The organism is Vibrio sp. CyArs1 (assembly GCF_022432925.1).
Lineage (GTDB): Bacteria > Pseudomonadota > Gammaproteobacteria > Enterobacterales > Vibrionaceae > Vibrio > Vibrio mediterranei.
The window spans coordinates 234,863-252,365 of the sequence record NZ_JAKRBO010000005.1 but is presented as its reverse complement, the minus strand read 5'-3'; the positions used below and the strand labels follow the sequence as shown (position 1 = coordinate 252,365).

Below are 17,503 nucleotides of genomic sequence, written 5' to 3'. Positions count from 1 at the left end.
GATTAGCCTCCCATTGCCATAGACGAATTACCCTGACGCTTCGCTAACATCAAACACAACCAAGTCACTAGACCAAGGATTAAGCTCAAAGCAGCCGCCATAGCGAAGTTAGCATTGAGTGTGAACTCTGTGTAAATCGTCATTGGTAACACGTTAATGTTGGTTGCCAGAGTGAAGGCCGTGCCAAACGCGCCCATTGAGGTAGCGAAACAGATCGAACCCGATGAGATTAATCCTGGTTTTAACGCAGGTAGCGTTACGTCTTTGAAAATTTGCCAACGATTTGCGCCTAATGAACGCCCCGCTTCAAGTAGGTTTTGATCGAGTTTTTCTGCGGCACCCATGACCGTGAGTACCACTCGAGGTATTGAGAAGTACAAGTAACCCAAAAACAATCCCGCGATTGAGTAAGCAAACATCCAACGTTCCCCAGTAAGCAATAACCCTGCTTGGGCAAACAGACCTTGACGTCCTGCAAGCATAATGACGAAGAAACCAATCACCACTCCGGGAAATGCAAGCGGAAAGCTCAACATAGCAACCAGCAACTGCTTCCCCTTAAACTCATAACGCGTCAAAAACAGCCCACTGATCGTAGCCACCGCTAAACTCACAACTGTGACTAGGACAGAAAGCGTTACGGTTGAAAAAAGACTCTTCAAGTACAAAGGTCGGGTTAGAATTTGTATGTAGCTCTGCGCACCGCCATCAACTAACGAGACCTGCAACAGTTGCACCACTGGTAACAAGAAAAATGCGCAGCTCACTATTACAGCAGGCAGAATAAGCAAAATAGATAGATGATTCTTTTTCATAAAAACAATGGCGGAAATCTTGTCCGCCATCCATGGTCCGGTGAGGTTTAGTTGACTTCTCTTAGATACAGGTCAGCGAATGCGGCTTGGTTTTCAGACATCTTTGCAAAGTTAACTGAACCAACGCGCTGATATTCAGAGTCAGGTAGGAACTTACTCTTCGCATCCTCATCCATCACCCCATCAATAACTGGTCGTAAATACGCCTTTGCCCAAACTTGTTGGCCTTTTTCGGATAACACAAAATCCAAGATTTTTTTTGCGTTGTCAGGGTGTGGCGAGTCTTTCACCATGCTCATTACATAAGGAACAGCAATAGAACCTTCCTTCGGAATGACAAATTCCACATTAGAGAAGTCGTTATATTTGGCGCGATACGCATTAAAGTCATAATCCAATAAGATTGGAATCTCACCCGAAATTACACGTGCATACGAGGTTTGTTTTGGGACAATCGGGCGATTTTTCGCAAGTTTGCGGAAGTACTCAATAGCAGGTGTGAAGTCAGTGATATCGCCCCCCATTGCTTCATTTACCGCTACCGCGCTTGCGTAGCCCACAAACGCACTGGTTGGGTCAAGATAACCAACCATGCCACGATATTCTGGTTTAAGAAGATCTTCCCAACTCTGCGGGACCGGCGCTCCATCTAAAGCATCAACGTTAACGAAGAAGCCAATGGTTCCCGAATGAATTGCAAACCAATTACCGTTTGGATCTTTCATCCCCTCTGGAATTTGGTCCCAATTCTTCGGTTTGTACGGTTCTACTACCCCTTGGTTAGTCGCGTTGATGCCAAATGACACACCATAATAAACAACGTCTGCTACTGGATTGTTTTTCTCCGCAACTAACTGAGACAGAGACTGACCGGAATTTTTGTTGTCCATCGGAACTCGAATTCCAAGTTCTTTATTTATCAGCTGTAATTGCCCTCCCCAGTTCGCCCACTCTGGAGGGCAGTTATAGCAAATTGCGCTAGATGCCTGCGCTTGAAATGAAGCGCAAGCCAAACCAAATAGCATTCCCGCTAGTTTTTTTGTTTTAGAGCCTAGTGTAAAAGTCATTATATTCTCCAATATGTGACTATTCGTTGTTTTGTAAGTGCGGCACCACGTCAAGTGAGCCATTCATTTGCAATTGATAATCCAGAGCAAGTTGAGTCGATACGCTCGCTCCTGCTTTGGCGTTAAATAAAATATCTACAGCGACTTGCCCCATTTTTAGATGTGGTACCGCAACCGTTGCGAGAGTCGGGGTGATAAGCTGAGCTAAACTCATGCCGTCAAAACCGATAATTGAGATGTCCGAAGGTACATGTAGACCGTTGGCTTTCACGGCATTTATCGCCTTCAATGCCAGCAAATCGTTACTACAAAACCACACTGTAGGCGCCTGTTCTCTCTGGATAACACTCATCTCTTGGTCACCAAATGGATCAAGCTTGTTTTGGTCTACTTCTAGTAGCTCAGTTAATTCCAATCCATTGTCATTAAGACCTTTTTTAAACCCTTTATAGCGCTGCTCAGCACGATCAGATGAGACAAATCGCCCCGTTAACATGCCAACTCTTCGGTGTCCTAATTCCACGACTCGCTGAGCTACATCAATACCGGCTTGATAGTTATCAACAAAAACGCAAGGTTCTTGCTCATCTGAACGGTTGTGCAATAAACAGTAGGGAAACTTAAAGTCTCTCAGAAGTTTCAATGCTTCATTTTCAGAGGTATCTGCGATCGTCAAAATGACACCTTCGACACGCTGCCTTATCAGGTCGATAACCGCTTGCTGCTCTTGGCCACTGTCATATTGAGTGTCAACAACCACAACCGAGTACCCAAAGTGCCTCGCTCTTTGCTGGATGCCGGTAACTACCTCTGAAAACACAGGGTTAATTAAACTTGGAATCACCACTCCGAGAGTTGGATTTTTATTGAATTCAATTTGGTCATGTCGTTGCTCAACACTGTATCCAGTGAGAGTAATGACCTTCTCAATTCTCTTGCTCGTGGCATGCGCTACAGATTGAGGCTGATTTAGATAACGAGAGATAGTTGCAGGTGACACTCCTGCAAGTTCTGCTACATCTTTGATATTCATCGCCTCTCCTCCGTTGTTGAACGCAAGATTAAAGAGGACACATTACAGTTTTATTAAGGAGAAAATGAAGAAGCATCAATTTAGCCGCCATATCGATGCATGTTTGCGACATATATCGACAACATAATTCATGAAACACTTTCATTTCATTGAATTTAACGGAAGCAAATTAAATTGTAGAGTAATGTGAAATAACGATTAATGTCACAGAAACTGGGGGAAATATGAGTGGTCGCCGAAAGGATCACGATGATTAAGCTGAAATGCAGCGAAAGAGATTAAGCGCTCTGGCTCATTCCTCATACTAAATGCTAATCGCCATCCTTTCGGTAGAATTTACTGAGTTGTGTGGCTATTGGCCTTTGTAAGTGTTATCGCTCTCATTGAGATTCTTAATCAACCTAGCGGGTGTTCCACCATATAACGAGTCGGGCGGTACGTCACTGTTCACAACGGAATTAGCGGCAATGACGGAACGCGCTCCAATGGTAACACCTTGATTGATCACCACATTACCTCCAATCCATACATCGTCTTCCACCGTAATCGGTCCACAGATCGTTTCCCAGTTGCGACGCTTGAGGTAGTTTAAGTCGTGGCTAGCGCAATAGAACTGCGTATTTGGCCCTATCAACACGTTGTTACCAATCATGATTTTGGCACCATCTAGCATGGTGACATTCATATTAATAAAGGTCTTTTCACCAATCGAAATCGTCTTACCAAACTCACAATAGAATGGAGAACGTACAATACTGGAATCTGCAATATTCCCCATTAACTGTTGAAACAGCTCACCACGTTGAATGTCATCAGTATTTTTATTTATTGCCTGTAACAGAAGGGAGGCGTTTTCGCGGATTTGGTTAATGCTTTCGGCGCCGCCATCGAACTCTTCACCAGCAAGCATTTTTTCGAACTCAGTCATGTTGTCTCTCAACTCGGATCTTTTTTGCTGCTGAATTGTATCACCAACGCGTCATTCGGGCAGTGGATTAGTGCTTATACCTAAAAGTATTACTGTCATCGATAATCTCAATTTTTACCGGTGCTATCCCTTTACTAATGTCGCCAATTTGTTCAAATGACTTGCGAGATAAGTCAATAATTCGACCTTTTACAAACGGGCCTCTATCGTTGATTTTGACGTCCACTGTTTTATCATTAGCGGTATTTGTCACTCTCACGATCGTTCCAAAAGGTAACGTTTTATGAGCTGCGGTATAAGCCCTCATGTTATAGCGCTCACCACTCGCAGTGCGTCGTCCGTGGTATTTATTCCCATACCAAGACGCTTGACCTACAAGTTCATGGGATTTTGCATAACTTCGAGTTTTGGAACTATCAATTGAAGCGGTTGAAGAGCAACCAGCTAGAAAAGAGAACATTAATGCAACAAAGATGAAATTGATCTTCTTGATATTATTTGGAAATTGAAATTTATTCATGTCGTGTTTATCTATTCTTGAACTGTTGACGCTTTAGCAATAAAGCTCATAAAAACAACCGAATGGGACAAAAGCCAACATTCGATATCAATGGCCGATTTTTCCACGACCTCGATGCCACTCGGTCATGCTCAAGAAAGATTTTAGACATGAAAATACCAAAGTTCACTGCCTTTGAGATCCGTGCCAAATTACATCGTTATTTTGACTTCATAAACGTATCATAAGGCTTTTCACCAAACAGCTTTTGGTACCGCTCAGAATATCGACTCCACCCATCAACCCCTGATAATACCGTAGCTTCTAATACTGAAGAGCACTTCCCTTGAAGCAAAATATTTCGAAATTTAAATAGATTAACGAGCAAATAGAATCGCTTGGGTGCAATGAACAAATACTCTTTGAAAAAGAGGTTGATGCTTTTGGTGCTAATATCTAATTCATTAGCTATCTGCTTCAGCGACATCACTCGCGTCGTTTTCTGTTCCATCATTTTCACTATTTTTGTCATCAGATGCTTTCTAGGCCTGCGACTTGGTCCATGCAGCGATTGGGGGCGCAGTGGAGGGAGTTCATCCAAAAGAACGGTGATCAAATCAAGGACAGCTTTCGTCCCACCATGCCCTTGTTTCTCAGTCGGCTGTTCAAAGACAAACTTACCTACCGCCTTAAACTTGTCTAAGTTCCTTTTCGAAACAGTAACTGGGACAAGGGAATCACTGAAACTCTTCAATTTTCTAGAGGGCCCAGCTATTTCACTTAAGATAACCGTGGTGTTCTGGGGAATAAATAATGCAAAGGGAACTTCAGAACGACTTGAGACTATCGCAACTTGGTCAGTGTTAATCCAACTACCATTAAAACACACGGACTGACTTTCCATTGTGGTGATCATCAGGGTAATTTCTGGTGAATGTAATCGAGTTTGCAAAGCACACTCAGGCTTAAACAGAGCGGAGTAAAGTGTCAGTGCATGAGGAGTTGTGAATGCTGTATAACGAATCGTTGGACGATTAATTTGTAAAAATCCATACTGACGCTCGGTAACATGATTTGGTTCATTGGGAAAATCAAACAGGACCTTGCAGTTTGCTATCGCAGTTATCTCACTAGATAACTGCTCGAAATTGAGTTTTTTTTTACTATTAGTGACTGCCATTCAGCCCTCTTACCTTCACTTATACCCTAAAAGGCTAGCAACCACCGCAATGCTTTCTAGTGACCCCAAACGCATTGCGGGTTCCAAATCACTGCGCTATCAATTGGGGTAAATCACTTTCCAGTCATTCTTCATATCTGCGATAGTCCAACCTTCTTTCTTGGCTTCGTCTAGTCCCTTATCTAGGCGGCCAACCGAAGAATTACGATCATACTTCCACTCTCGCCCTTCATCAGTATGATGCACATAAAGGCCGAAGGTGACACCTTCTTGTTGGGTCGTCCACTGCATCATCTGCAAATCACCGTCAGAATTACCAAAAGCCGCAATAGGTTGGCGACCTAGTCTCTTGTGAATACCAATGACCTTACCCGCTTTGTCATTAATATGAGCGACGTTTGGCAAGCGTTGGATTTCAATGCCATTACTAGTGTAAGCGAACTCTGTCTCTATTTCGCTGCCAATAACGTACTCCGGAGAAATACCATACACTTCCTCTGTCCAAGGACGCATAAAGTCTGCTCCTCCACCAGAAACTATGTAGGTTTTGAAATCATTGTCACGAAGAAAGTCGAGCACTTCCAACATCGGTTGATAAATCATCTCCGTTAGAGGCCTTTTAGTGATTGGGTGTTTAGCGTTCTTCACCCAAGCTTGCACCATTTCCTCAAATTCCACAGAGTTCATACCGGCATGCGTTGCCATAACCATTTTCAGCAATCCTTCCTCACCATGAGACAGGGCTGCTTTTATGTCGCCTTTCAAAACAGACGCAAACGGCTCTTCGGTTATCCACTCAGGGTGCTTCGGAGCAAGCTCTTTAATACGGTCCAAGGTAAAGAATAATTGAAAATACATCGGCTTCTCGGCCCATAACGTACCATCGTTATCAAATACTGCGATACGCTCTTCGGCTGGGACGTAATTATCAGAGCCTTTTGTGGTAACAGTTTCAACAAATTCAACAATAGCAGATTTAGTAGCGCCATCGTTCCAAGAAGGTAGAGGATCAGGATGTTGCGCTGCAAAAACAGGAGTAGATAGAACAGCTAAGCAGACAAGGCTTTTGAAATGCATTTTCATAATTTGCTCTCAGTATTGTAAGTGTATTCATTGACGTTTGGCATCAGTAAGATGGCTAACCAGAACTGAGAGAATTATGCATTGCACGATCTAAAAATAATCTGCAAAAACGGAAAAGTTAAAAAAACGCTATGCCTAAAAGACATAGCGTTCAATACACTATCGAATGGTGATTTCCTATCGCCCTTCAATGTTACTCATTTAAATCCAATTCATTATGAATCAGAGTTACGCATTGAGAAGCAAACAACATCTTAGGACCAAGGCTGATTTTCTCAGTACCTAGACGCTTTAAACTATTAAAACTCTTCTTCGGCATTGGAATATGGTCGGTAAGAAGAAAACAAGAATTACCGACAAACTGTTGTTCTCGAATGAAGGTGCCTTTCTTATCCATCATGTAGAGCTGATAATCTTCCGCCAGTTCTTGAACCAGCTTTTCGAAGCTAATGGTTCGTACAGTAATACCCGCTTCAACTTCACGTTCTTGCTCTTTACCCATACCTTGGGATACGTCTAATGCTCTGGCAACTTTATCGAGTAGCACTTTCTCATGAAAGCCACCAACGTTACTGATGTCGTTTGAGCTAAAGCGTATAGTGCGAGAGTAATCTTTAGTACTTTCTAGGACGAGGTAAACCACCACATCTTCACGATGAGACTGCGCAACAAAGATCGTGTTCATCAACGTGTGAGCTAAAATTTCGGTATGAGCCTCCTGACCAACGGAAGCGAGAAGTTGCTGGCTTTCGGTAGGGGCGGAACGAGCTCGAAGTACAAAGGCGCGCATAGATGTAAAATCCTACTTAATGAATATAACGAATAACTTAACCAAGATGCTCTATCGCCAATAAGGCAATAGTTACTGTGGGTCGCCATTATCACAGTTTTGCTTGATGAAGTAACGGCAATAATTTAGCTATTTACAGAAATAGTCTTCAGCAGGGTGTGCGTTGAACAAAAGTATTTAAGTCAAACTGATAACTTGTTGAGGTTGCCAGACGTTTCACTGATTTGAACTAATCGCTTATGGTAGCATCGACAATCATCGACACGGATCCACACTATCATCATGCACTCACGTCTTTTTGCCCTACCTTCTGCTGAACGAGAATACATAAATCGCTTGTGCGACGTGCTTCAGTTAATCGCAGGTACTAATATCGTTGGTATCTACTTACTTGGCTCAGCAAGTCAGGGGAGTTATGTTGGGGGTGAAAGTGATTTAGACGTCCAAATGGTGGTAGCGCAACCCCTTTGCGACGCTCAAAAGCAGGCTATCATAGAGGCGCTATCGCACTCTCACCTACCCTGCCCAGCAACCAAATTGGAGTTCGTGGTATATCACAAAGCCCAACTGCGCACAGCACAATCGCTGCACTACGCTATTAATTTCAATACGGGTCGCACCTTAAAGAAAGACTACGTTTCGTTTGACCATAATAATGACCCCAGGCATTGGTTCCTACTCGACATTGCAATGGCCGGCGATTGGGCGATAACGTTATTCGGTGAATCGTTTAATCGCATATTTCCCAGCATTGAACCATCTCTTTTGTTGCAAGCAATGCACGAGTGTCTTACTTGGTTTAACAAACATTATCCGGACAGCAAAGATTGCTATCAGTGCGCTTGCCGCATTCATAGCTATCTATTACGGGGAGTGATGGTCAGCAAACGGCAGTCATTATCAGAGGTGGCTTTAACGGAACAATGGAAGAGTTTACCTGCTCAGGAGTTTGTGGAATCAGTGCTTCAGCAGTTAGATGCGAAGATTGCACACCAATAACCAAGTTGGAAGTGGCACGACGCTCTTATGTTCGCGCCACATACTCAAACTTATTGACACCTATTTATGAAGCACGACTAGTCACAGCACCTGCTTGTGGAATATGTCGTTCTACATTATAAGATGAACAGTTAAGCTTATTTCCCTATTACTAGACTCACTAGAAATAAAGTACTAGTAATAATAAGCAATATCATTTCTTTTTTACGCATATATTATTCTCCTTCGATTTTTAACGAACGACTAAACTTCAGAACACTTAAAATGGAACTTATAATTTAATGAGCTATCAAAAAGAGGAGCATTGACTCTATAAACTATATTACCTTCCACTCTAATTAAGGTAAATATGAAAATAACATCAAATATAAATTAATCTCGATAGTTAAAGCCATACCACAAAAATACAATTAACAATCAAATATAACGCTGAATTACAAAACGAAATATGTCGAAATACTTTCCTTTCCATGAAAAGTAGACTCAATGGACGATGATCGTTACCAGTTATTTTTCTCTTCGCCACATCTTATAACCACTAGCGTGCATACTTTTTCCCAACAAGTGCGTCGCAACCGGTGCCGTCAGCAAAATAAATAACATGGTGCCTAGTACACGTGAGGTTACTGTAATATCCGGAATCCCCACCGCTACAGCAGCCAACAACGCTGTTAATCCCATAGTATTAGCTTTGGTTGATGCATGCATTCGGGTATAAAGATCCGGCATTCTTACCACTCCAATACTAGCAACGATAACAAAAAAGGTACCGATACAGAGCAAAATTCCCGTTATGATTTCCATTACTCTTCCTCCTCTAATGTTCTCTTCGCTATAAAGCTTGAGAAAGCAATCGTGCCCAAAAATGCTACCAGACCTAGCGTTATCGCAACGTCTAATAATGATTTCTGCCCACTATCTAAAGTATGTACTGCAATAAATCCAACGGTAATGAATGCAATCAAATCGAGTGCAACCACTCTATCCGCCAAGGTCGGACCTAATATTAACCTGATAAATACCATCACCAAGCTAAATAATAATCCAGCGTAAGAAATGGTAATAGTAAACTGCAACCAACTATCCACGAGTCACCTCCAAAATACGCTTTTCCATCCCTTGTTTGATAGTTTGAATAACCTCTTCATGCTTAGGTGCGAACATAGCGTGAACGACCAAGTGTTTTTTATCTTCAGTGACATCCAAACTTAGACTGCCTGGCGTTAGTGAAACCATATTAGCCAGTAGCGTAATTTCTAAGTCTGTCGTCACATCCAGAGGCACATAAACAATATCCGGGTCACTCAAGTGTGTTGGCGTCACCACATCCCAAACCACTTGAGCTGCGGAAATCACCATCTCATAGCAGAAGCACAGAAACAGCTTAATCACCGCACTGAAACGTGTGAAATAAGTAGATTTCATTCCAAATGGTTGACTTAGTCTCAAAGCAAAGAAGCCAACCGTAAACCCAACCACGAAATTTAGACCACTGTATTCGCCGTTGATCAGCATCCAAGCACCTGCTAGGAAAACATTGAGGAAAAAGTAATTCATGCTCCACCTCCTAAGACCGCATTAATGTAGGCGCTCGGGTCTAGTAACTGCTCTGCTGCTCCCATGGCTAGCTGGAAAAAAGGCTCTGCAATGAATCCAAACAACAGCGCCATTGATGTCAGGCTGATGATAGGTGCGTAATACAACACCTTGGTTTTCTTACACAGTTTTTTCGCCGGCTTATTTTCTGGTTGTGGCTTCCAAAACGCTTCGCTCCAAATTTTGGTCATCGAAAACAGTGTCAGTAGCCCAACAAATAGAGCTGTACCCGCTAGCCAATAATACTCAACGTGTAGACTGTCTCGAATAACCAGAAACTTACCCCAGAAACCTGACAAAGGAGGAAAACCTGCAAGTGAAAAGGCTGGGATCAGGAACAGAAACGCCAGCAATGGTGTCGATTTGTATACCCCGCCTAAGTGGCGCAATTCACTCGTGCCATACTTGCGTTCTAATACCCCACCAATCAGAAACAGATTCGACTTCACGATAATATGGTGGACGATGTAGAAGATCGTTCCAGCAAGCGCTAACGGTGTCGCGATGGCTAGACCCATTGCCATATAACCAAGCTGGCTAATACTGTGGAACGACAAGATCTTCTTTACGTTGAACTGACTCGCCGCACCTAAAACGCCAGCCAACATAGTTAACCCAGCAATCCATAACATTAATGGTTGCCAACCACTGTCCGACAAAGGAAACACAAGGGTGAACATCCGCATAAGCGCATAGATGCCAACTTTAGTCAGTAGTGCAGCAAACAGAGCAACAACACCACTCGGTAACGTATGGTATGACGCTGGTAACCAGGCAAACAGTGGAAATAATGCCGACTTAATGGCGAACGCAAACAAGAATAGCACCGCCACCGTTGACTGAGTTTGCGGGTGAATGGATGCGACTTTCCCATGCAAGTCAGCAAGATTCAAAGTGCCCGTTGCCCCATAAAGCAAACCAATCGCCAGCAAGAACATTAGCGTTGAGATCAAATTCAACATTACGTACTTAACGGCTCCATCTACCTGTTCACGAGTGGCATCCAGTACCATTAATCCGAACGAGGCAATCAGCATCACTTCAAACCAGACATATAGGTTGAATATATCCCCCGTTAAGAACGCCCCGTAAACACCTGCCAATAGAATATGGATTAATGAATGGAACAAGCTATACGACGGTTTAGGTCGTAAATCTGCCATGGCATAGAATACGATGATTACCCCAATGAAAGCAGTCATGACTACCATGCCTGCACTCAGCATATCGGCGACAAATACGATACCAAATGGCGCCGCCCACTGACCAAACGCGACCGCTTGTGGGCCCAAAGTAGTGACATCGGCAAACAGCATTACGCTGGCGAGCAAGGTGATTAGCGCACTAACACCACTAATCCACTCAACGTATCTCAAATGATTGCGACTAAAGAAAACTAAAGCCGAAGTAAGCACTGAGAGAACGACAGGTAACGTTAACCAAAGCGACATTACTGCTCCTCCTCTGAATACGTCATTTGATCAATATCCACTGTTAAGGACTCTTGATAGGCTCGATAAAACAGCACAAGCGTGAACACCAATAAACCAAACCCAATAACAATCGCCGTTAAAATCAATGCTTGAGGTAATGGGTTTGCAGCACCTATAGGCGGCACAACTGCATTAGCATCAATCAATGGTGGCTCACCTACTGTCAGCCTACCCGCTGTAAAGATCGCCATATTGACAGCACTACTCAGCATAATTAAGCCAAATAGAACGCGTAACAAATGGCGCTCGAGCATCAAATAGATCCCAGCGGCAACAAACACCCCTACGACCACACTCCATAAAATTTCCATTAGTTAAGCTCCTCACTGACGTGCAGTACCATTCCCATAACACCACCAATAACACCCAGATAAATACCAATATCAAAGATCAATGGTGTGCCGAGCGGAAGTACATCTTTCCACCACAACCCAGTCAAGAAAGGTAAGTTGAATAACAAGCTGATAACGCCTGCGATAAAGCTCAGCAATACGCCAAACATAGCAATACTGAATGGCGCGAAGTGCAATCGCTCACGCACATACTTGGGAGACTCTGCAAACATCAGTAGTGATAAACCAATCACTGCGATAAGCGCACCGATAAAGCCACCACCAGGCGAGTTGTGTCCTCGCATCAGGAGATAGAGTGAGAACACCAACATCAAAGCAACAACGATATGCGAAGCAGTACCAAAGATCAGCGACTGAATGTTCTTGTAGGTCACACTACCCGGCTTCAGTAGACTGACCGCACATAGCCCAGCCATTACCACCACAACCACTTCACCAAAGGTATCGAACGCACGGAAGTCCACTAGAATTACGTTCACAATATTGCGCCCGTGACCGCCAGGAACGCTGTTGTTAGAAAAGAACTCTGCCACACTGGTATCCATCGGCTGTGAAGTAATGTTGATAAGCAGCATAGTGATGGCAAAACCAATCACACTAGCAACCACTGCGTGGAGCGTTTTTCTTTTTATTGAATGTTGACGAACCGTGGCCAGCTTAGGCACATGACGCATCAGCAAGACCAAAAACACCACCATTAGCGTTTCTACCAAAAGTTGCGTCTTAGCCACATCAGGAGCGCTGTAGATCATAAACACCAAAGTTGTCATGAAGCCGATCATTCCTAACGCCGCAACCGCAAGAAGTTTCGTCTTAGAAACAATGACGACAACCGTAGAGACAATAAGCAGTAATGCTACTGCAAACTCGTAGAACTTAACGTCAACAAGTTGGTTAATCATAACGTCCGAAGAAATATGAACTTGAGATACCAGTAGTACTGCTAACGCTGAAAATGAAATCAACCCATAAAAACTCATGCGCTTTCGCTGCATCAGATTAGTTTGCCAAGACGCAAATGCCATCATTCCTTTTAGCAAACCATCAAACACCTTGTTCGCATTAGGCAAAGTGATAGATAACCGTGTCCACTGAGCGAGTAGCCAAGGGTAAATCTTATACACTGAGACACCTAGCAAGAGCGTCACCGCACTTAACACCAGAGGCAGATTAATGCCATGCCATAACTTGAGTGGCTCTGGCTCAGATATCGGAGCAATCGAGGTCACGCCGGGCAAAATAACTTGTTCATTAAGCCAGCCAAGCCCCAGTACCGTCGCGAGTACACTAACTAGCGCAAGCGTAATTGGAGGAAGCCACAGCCCCTTATTTACCTCAATAGGTTTGGCTGGTGTTGGTTCACCCTGGTATTTCCGTGAGAAGGGCTTTATTAGAAGAGCAAGCACCAACGTAACGGTCAGTGCATTGACCACCAGCATTAACAGTACCGCTAACGAGCTCACTTCCAAACCAGCTTTGTACATGTACTCTTTACTCAAAAAACCTGGTAGTGGCGGAACGCCCGATGTAGATAGCGCCGCGATAAATGCAGCCACAAAGCTAATTTGTAATACCGGACGTAATCCACGAAGCACCCCAACCTCACGAGTCCCTGTCGCCTTATCGATGTTGCCAATCACCATGAACAAGCCCGCTTTATACATCGAGTGAGCAACGATCAACATTAATGCAGACTTAAGCGCCAAATCGGTACCAATACCTAACAAAAACGTCAGCTTGCCGAGAACGACTGTTGTACTGTAGGCAAGCATTAGTTTTAGGTCGGTCTGTTTTAAAGCTAGAACAGCGCACCAAAGCGCCGTGAAACCACCCACTGTTGTTAGGGTATAAAACCAAACCTCGCTGTGGGCGTAAATGGGCGAAAGCAGAGCTAATAAAAAGATCCCGGCTTTCACCATTGTTGCCGAATGCAGATAAGCACTCACAGGCGTTGGTGCCGCCATCGCATTAGGTAACCAGAAATGAAACGGGAACTGCGCTGACTTGGTAAATGCACCCAATATAATGAGTAACAATGATGGTACAAACAGTGCGTGGTCATGAATGACCGACGCCTGCTGTAAAATAGTCGTCAATTGATAGCTTTCGGCCATGTTCCCTAAAAGAATCAGACCCGCTAGCATCGCTAAACCACCAGCGCCAGTAATAAGTAAAGATTGCAGTGCATTCTTTCTAGAAGTTGGGTTCTCGTGGTTAAAACCAATCAGCAAATAAGACGTAATGGTTGTTAGTTCCCAAAAAACAAATAGTAACAACACGTTATTACTGAGCACTACTCCCAGCATCGCTAACATAAATGCCGTTAAGTAAAAGTGAAATTTGAGACGGTTCGGATATTCACGCAAATAAGCCAACGCGTATATTTGCACTAAAGTACCTATACCGCTAATCAAACAGGCAAATAGAAATGATAAACCGTCGAGCCTAAAGCTGAGATCTAAGCCTAAGCTTGGAACCCACGATGCAGTCCACGCCACGCCTTCAGGGCTATACAAGTATAAGATTGAAAGAAATATCGACAGAGGAAACACAGCAAACAACGCGAATAGCTGTGAGCTATGCAGGTTTGCACGCTCACCTTGTTTGCCGAGTTTATTGGACGTCAATGCAGCCTTTTCGATGTTCAAGTTAATACTCACCTTTATCTACTATATCCAAGTGAATTCACGCTAAATACCAAATTGCAGAAATAGCAAAACGGTCACTTACCATTGCAGCAACCTTATTCGATTAGTTCCATATACCCGAAGCAGTGCTTGTTTTAGATGAAGAGTTTTCTGATAGCCAACATGAAGAAGTGAATAGCTAATTTAATACCAGAACAATCATTGAGCCGATTTATTAATCAATCTTTACATCCTAAACGATATAAATTCTATCCTTGGCGAGTATTTTAGTACCAGAATACAATTGTAAAGAGTCGTTGATTAGTCGTAATTCTAATTTCTGAATGTATAAGAAAGCCAATTTTTTAATATATTTATTAAAAATATCTGGAATAGATGACAGTTTGTAACGAATAGTGTCAGAAGGGATAAGTAGGATTAATGGTATTGAGATTTAAAAATAACCTTTAATTATCAGTAGATTAGAGTAAAAAACAAATCACCAACACATTAAAGAGGGTTATCAATATGATATTAGTCCTCCTTTAGTAAAAATGGTTCAACACCAGAAACTCGAAAATACCGAATAATAACTTATGTTTTTTCAAACGATATATCAGATAGAATTAAAAGCAAGTAATAAATTGCAATTATTCCTTTCAAGATCACGTTTATAACTTAAGCAAATTCAAGTTTACTTTAGTCATTTACTAAACTTAGGAATTGGATAGTTGATTAACCTAAGAGACCAGTATGACACCACAACATTCGGTATGGTCACCCCTTTTATGGTGTAAAGACATCGATAAAAGGTCTGCTTGGGTGACGATACGAATGATAGAGGGGTGTCTATTGCTACTTTGCGCCTTTCTGTTCGCGCATTTCTTCTAATCCACCTGCGTTGTGGACATTACTAAAACCAACAGAGGTCAAATAGTCCATTGCTTTACCTGAACGGTTACCACTTCGGCAATACACAACGATCGGTGTAGACTTATCGACATTAGCAAAGTACTTATCAATATCAGATAACGGATAGTTCACTGCATTTGCCAAATGACCATCAGCGAACTCATCAGGAGTGCGCACGTCCACAACCATTGCACCTTGTTCTATCATTTGCCAACCTTGTTCTGCGCGTTCAGATGCCATCACGCTAGCACTAGTCAATGCGACGCAAAGTACCGACAAGGACAGTATTTTCTTCATAAATCCTCCTAAGTAATAAGGTGTTATATTAATCAAGGAGCTAGCGCAGCCTTTCAAACACTATCGTCTGATCTAACTCTTCATGATAAGGTTGGTAGTCAAAGCCTTTATCGAAAATATAGCTGGTTACAAGAGAACGTACACACGCAATGAGCTCTTCAGCATTCCAAGGCTTCTCAAAATAGTGACTAACACCTGCCGTATTTATCGCCGTAATAGTATCGGAATGCGTGGCCTGCCCTGTTAGCAACACTTTTTTGGTTTCTTTAAATCGGCTATCTCTGGAGACTTCCGTCAGCAATTCAACCCCCGTCATCCCCGGCATGACATGGTCAGACACGATAACAGCAACGCACTCCCCGTCAGCGTCAAGATCTTCCATTAAGTCGAGAACCTCTTCTCCTGATTCGCAATCTTCGATGTTTAACCAATTCGCTAAAGGCTCCAAATCTTGAATAACCGCGCTCAATACTTCGCGCTGGTCATCGACACAAATGACGTTAAGCTTCTCCATATGCTTCTCCTACAGGTAATTTGACTCGGAAAATGGTGCTCTCCTTATCGCTTTTCACGACAATCGTGCCACCATTTTCACTAACGATTCGTTTAACGATGGATAACCCTAGCCCTAAGCCAAACGATAGACCGCCCTTCTTAGTCGTGAAATTGGGCTGGAATATTTTTCGGCGGGTAGGTTCATCGATTTCCGGCCCATTGTTGGCAATGGTGACCAAAATTCTTTGATTCGATAACTTTGTTTGAATATCAATTTGAGGTGATTCAGTTTGCAACATGGCATCGCAAGCATTTTTAACGATATTACTCCATATCTGTACATACTCAGTGGATGCCCCTTTGATTAAAGGCAGCGTTGCGGGACGCAGTCGAACAGAAACGCGTCGTAAATCACTTTGTAATAGAGCAAGGGCTTTATTGATGGTGTCGTTGATATCAAGTAATTCATCAGGCTCCCCGTCAGTACGTCCCAGTTGCTTCACAGATTTGACGATACCCACTGTATGTTTGGCCGCGACTCGTAAATCATGAAGATCGCGCCCCATTCCCCAGTACTTTAGTGCTTGCTCAGGGTCTGCTAACCAAGAATCAGGAATCGTGTGGCTTGCAGTGGCTCTAGCTAGACGTTTCGCGAGACTTCGTTCCAATCGATATTGTGACTGTATTTGCTTGGTAAGCTGTCTTACTTCACTTGATGACGCACTTTGTCCTTGCATCAGCCCCACATCGAAGAACTGACTTGCCTCTGGATGCACCTCTTCTAGAAGTTGAATTAAATCTTGCTGTAACCGTTCTGTTTTACTGCTCACCACACCAATAGCGTTGTTAAGTTCATGCGCAATGCCGGCAGCGAGTTGTCCAAGCGTCGTCATTTGCTCCGCTGTGTGTAGACGCTGCAGGGCTTTCTCTTTTGCTAATGCTTCTTGAGTCGCACGACGCTGACGTCGCGACAGTTCGTTGACCATTACTGGCATAAACTGCGCATTGAGTGGCCCTAACGTTTCCGGCGAAACGGCAGGCGTATGCCTATCAATCCACGCTAATGTGACTTCGGTTTTTGCTATGACTGTTGAGGACGCAGTCCAAGTCCCTGAAAAGAAACTATGGACTCCAATAAACGCACCAGCCGACGCTGTGAAAAGTTTGGTAAGCTTGCCGTCTTCATCACTTTCAAAGTAACCTTCCAGCTCACCTCGCAATACAAGATAAAGACGGTCATTTTGACCACTTTGACGCAGCACGACCTCATCGGCAGACAAGGTTACCTGCCGATCACTTTGCGAGAAATAATGTCGTACTAATTGCTCCATAAACT

At 43.3% G+C, this 17,503-nt stretch carries 18 protein-coding genes; 1 reads left to right on the top strand and 17 read right to left on the bottom strand.

The genetic code is table 11. The features are described from left to right. Positions 1-2 precede the first annotated feature (2 nt). From MMA19_RS16490 to trmY, 8 genes are all read right to left on the bottom strand, one after another. Positions 3-815 (bottom strand): ABC transporter permease, encoded by an 813-nt coding sequence (locus MMA19_RS16490; RefSeq protein WP_038222552.1) that lies wholly within the window; start codon positions 813-815, stop codon positions 3-5. Positions 816-862: 47 nt separating this feature from the next. Beyond that, entirely contained in the window at positions 863-1,840 is a 978-nt protein-coding gene (locus tag MMA19_RS16485; protein ID WP_240206796.1) for an ABC transporter substrate-binding protein, read from the bottom strand. 61 nt (positions 1,841-1,901) lie between these two features. After that, complete coding sequence (locus MMA19_RS16480) at positions 1,902-2,915, bottom strand: substrate-binding domain-containing protein (RefSeq protein ID WP_031495695.1); 1,014 nt, start codon at positions 2,913-2,915, stop codon at positions 1,902-1,904. A 352-nt stretch (positions 2,916-3,267) separates the two neighbouring features. Next, on the bottom strand, positions 3,268-3,843 hold the full coding sequence (locus MMA19_RS16475; protein ID WP_031495696.1) for a sugar O-acetyltransferase: 576 nt from the start codon (positions 3,841-3,843) through the stop codon (positions 3,268-3,270). Positions 3,844-3,910: 67 nt separating this feature from the next. Next, positions 3,911-4,363: a septal ring lytic transglycosylase RlpA family protein gene (locus MMA19_RS16470; protein WP_240206699.1), complete on the bottom strand. Its 453-nt coding sequence runs from the start codon at positions 4,361-4,363 to the stop codon at positions 3,911-3,913. A gap of 199 nt (positions 4,364-4,562) precedes the next feature. Beyond that, on the bottom strand, positions 4,563-5,522 hold the full coding sequence (locus MMA19_RS16465) for a hypothetical protein (RefSeq protein ID WP_240206698.1): 960 nt from the start codon (positions 5,520-5,522) through the stop codon (positions 4,563-4,565). A gap of 99 nt (positions 5,523-5,621) precedes the next feature. Next, on the bottom strand, positions 5,622-6,605 hold the full coding sequence (locus MMA19_RS16460) for an HAD family hydrolase (protein ID WP_240206697.1): 984 nt from the start codon (positions 6,603-6,605) through the stop codon (positions 5,622-5,624). A gap of 193 nt (positions 6,606-6,798) precedes the next feature. Next, positions 6,799-7,395 carry a tRNA (pseudouridine(54)-N(1))-methyltransferase TrmY gene (gene trmY / locus MMA19_RS16455; RefSeq protein WP_006072313.1) on the bottom strand — a complete coding sequence of 199 codons (597 nt, stop codon included), beginning with the start codon at positions 7,393-7,395 and terminating at the stop codon, positions 6,799-6,801. Between the two features lie 282 nt (positions 7,396-7,677). On the opposite strand from trmY, the gene MMA19_RS16450 reads away from it, so the two are divergent. Further along, positions 7,678-8,394 carry a hypothetical protein gene (locus MMA19_RS16450; protein ID WP_240206696.1) on the top strand — a complete coding sequence of 239 codons (717 nt, stop codon included), beginning with the start codon at positions 7,678-7,680 and terminating at the stop codon, positions 8,392-8,394. A gap of 507 nt (positions 8,395-8,901) precedes the next feature. Here the strand turns inward: MMA19_RS16450 and mnhG are convergent. The 9 genes from mnhG to MMA19_RS16405 all read right to left on the bottom strand — a co-directional run bounded on the left by mnhG (position 8,902) and on the right by MMA19_RS16405 (position 17,498). Further along, complete coding sequence (mnhG, locus tag MMA19_RS16445) at positions 8,902-9,198, bottom strand: monovalent cation/H(+) antiporter subunit G (RefSeq protein ID WP_031494385.1); 297 nt, start codon at positions 9,196-9,198, stop codon at positions 8,902-8,904. Beyond that, positions 9,198-9,482 (bottom strand): cation:proton antiporter, encoded by a 285-nt coding sequence (locus MMA19_RS16440; protein ID WP_006072309.1) that lies wholly within the window; start codon positions 9,480-9,482, stop codon positions 9,198-9,200. The genes mnhG and MMA19_RS16440 overlap by 1 nt, the downstream gene beginning before the upstream one ends. After that, the gene (locus tag MMA19_RS16435) at positions 9,475-9,951 is read right to left on the bottom strand and encodes a Na+/H+ antiporter subunit E (RefSeq protein WP_006072307.1); all 477 of its coding nucleotides are present in this window, start codon (positions 9,949-9,951) and stop codon (positions 9,475-9,477) included. Before MMA19_RS16435 ends, MMA19_RS16440 begins: the two co-directional genes overlap by 8 nt. Continuing rightward, positions 9,948-11,441, bottom strand: a complete 1,494-nt coding sequence (locus MMA19_RS16430) for a proton-conducting transporter membrane subunit (RefSeq protein ID WP_240206695.1) — start codon at positions 11,439-11,441, stop codon at positions 9,948-9,950. Before MMA19_RS16430 ends, MMA19_RS16435 begins: the two co-directional genes overlap by 4 nt. Further along, a complete protein-coding gene (locus MMA19_RS16425) occupies positions 11,441-11,794 on the bottom strand; it encodes a Na+/H+ antiporter subunit C (RefSeq protein WP_240206694.1) in 354 nt (117 codons plus the stop codon). Before MMA19_RS16425 ends, MMA19_RS16430 begins: the two co-directional genes overlap by 1 nt. Next, complete coding sequence (gene mbhE / locus MMA19_RS16420) at positions 11,794-14,421, bottom strand: hydrogen gas-evolving membrane-bound hydrogenase subunit E (protein ID WP_240206795.1); 2,628 nt, start codon at positions 14,419-14,421, stop codon at positions 11,794-11,796. Before mbhE ends, MMA19_RS16425 begins: the two co-directional genes overlap by 1 nt. An 897-nt stretch (positions 14,422-15,318) precedes the next feature. Continuing rightward, entirely contained in the window at positions 15,319-15,672 is a 354-nt protein-coding gene (locus tag MMA19_RS16415; protein ID WP_006072300.1) for a rhodanese-like domain-containing protein, read from the bottom strand. 40 nt (positions 15,673-15,712) lie between these two features. Then, on the bottom strand, positions 15,713-16,186 hold the full coding sequence (locus MMA19_RS16410; RefSeq protein WP_031494351.1) for a response regulator: 474 nt from the start codon (positions 16,184-16,186) through the stop codon (positions 15,713-15,715). Further along, positions 16,173-17,498, bottom strand: coding sequence for an ATP-binding protein (locus tag MMA19_RS16405; protein ID WP_124941003.1), 1,326 nt, complete (start codon positions 17,496-17,498; stop codon positions 16,173-16,175). Before MMA19_RS16405 ends, MMA19_RS16410 begins: the two co-directional genes overlap by 14 nt. Between the last annotated feature and the right edge of the window lie 5 nt (positions 17,499-17,503).

Bases quoted from the DNA above. Each gene is read 5' to 3' on its own strand.
- MMA19_RS16485 (WP_240206796.1), bottom strand. From the start codon at position 1,840: ATGCTATTTGGTTTGGCTTGCGCTTCATTTCAAGCGCAGGCATCTAGC.
- MMA19_RS16480 (WP_031495695.1), bottom strand. From the start codon at position 2,915: ATGAATATCAAAGATGTAGCAGAACTTGCAGGAGTGTCACCTGCAACT.
- MMA19_RS16465 (WP_240206698.1), bottom strand. From the start codon at position 5,522: ATGGCAGTCACTAATAGTAAAAAAAAACTCAATTTCGAGCAGTTATCT.
- mnhG (WP_031494385.1), bottom strand. From the start codon at position 9,198: ATGGAAATCATAACGGGAATTTTGCTCTGTATCGGTACCTTTTTTGTT.
- MMA19_RS16460 (WP_240206697.1), bottom strand. From the start codon at position 6,605: ATGAAAATGCATTTCAAAAGCCTTGTCTGCTTAGCTGTTCTATCTACT.
- MMA19_RS16410 (WP_031494351.1), bottom strand. From the start codon at position 16,186: ATGGAGAAGCTTAACGTCATTTGTGTCGATGACCAGCGCGAAGTATTG.
- MMA19_RS16430 (WP_240206695.1), bottom strand. From the start codon at position 11,441: ATGTCGCTTTGGTTAACGTTACCTGTCGTTCTCTCAGTGCTTACTTCG.
- MMA19_RS16435 (WP_006072307.1), bottom strand. From the start codon at position 9,951: ATGAATTACTTTTTCCTCAATGTTTTCCTAGCAGGTGCTTGGATGCTG.
- MMA19_RS16450 (WP_240206696.1), top strand. From the start codon at position 7,678: ATGCACTCACGTCTTTTTGCCCTACCTTCTGCTGAACGAGAATACATA.
- MMA19_RS16405 (WP_124941003.1), bottom strand. From the start codon at position 17,498: ATGGAGCAATTAGTACGACATTATTTCTCGCAAAGTGATCGGCAGGTA.
- MMA19_RS16425 (WP_240206694.1), bottom strand. From the start codon at position 11,794: ATGGAAATTTTATGGAGTGTGGTCGTAGGGGTGTTTGTTGCCGCTGGG.
- MMA19_RS16490 (WP_038222552.1), bottom strand. From the start codon at position 815: ATGAAAAAGAATCATCTATCTATTTTGCTTATTCTGCCTGCTGTAATA.
- MMA19_RS16475 (WP_031495696.1), bottom strand. From the start codon at position 3,843: ATGACTGAGTTCGAAAAAATGCTTGCTGGTGAAGAGTTCGATGGCGGC.
- trmY (WP_006072313.1), bottom strand. From the start codon at position 7,395: ATGCGCGCCTTTGTACTTCGAGCTCGTTCCGCCCCTACCGAAAGCCAG.
- MMA19_RS16470 (WP_240206699.1), bottom strand. From the start codon at position 4,363: ATGAATAAATTTCAATTTCCAAATAATATCAAGAAGATCAATTTCATC.
- MMA19_RS16415 (WP_006072300.1), bottom strand. From the start codon at position 15,672: ATGAAGAAAATACTGTCCTTGTCGGTACTTTGCGTCGCATTGACTAGT.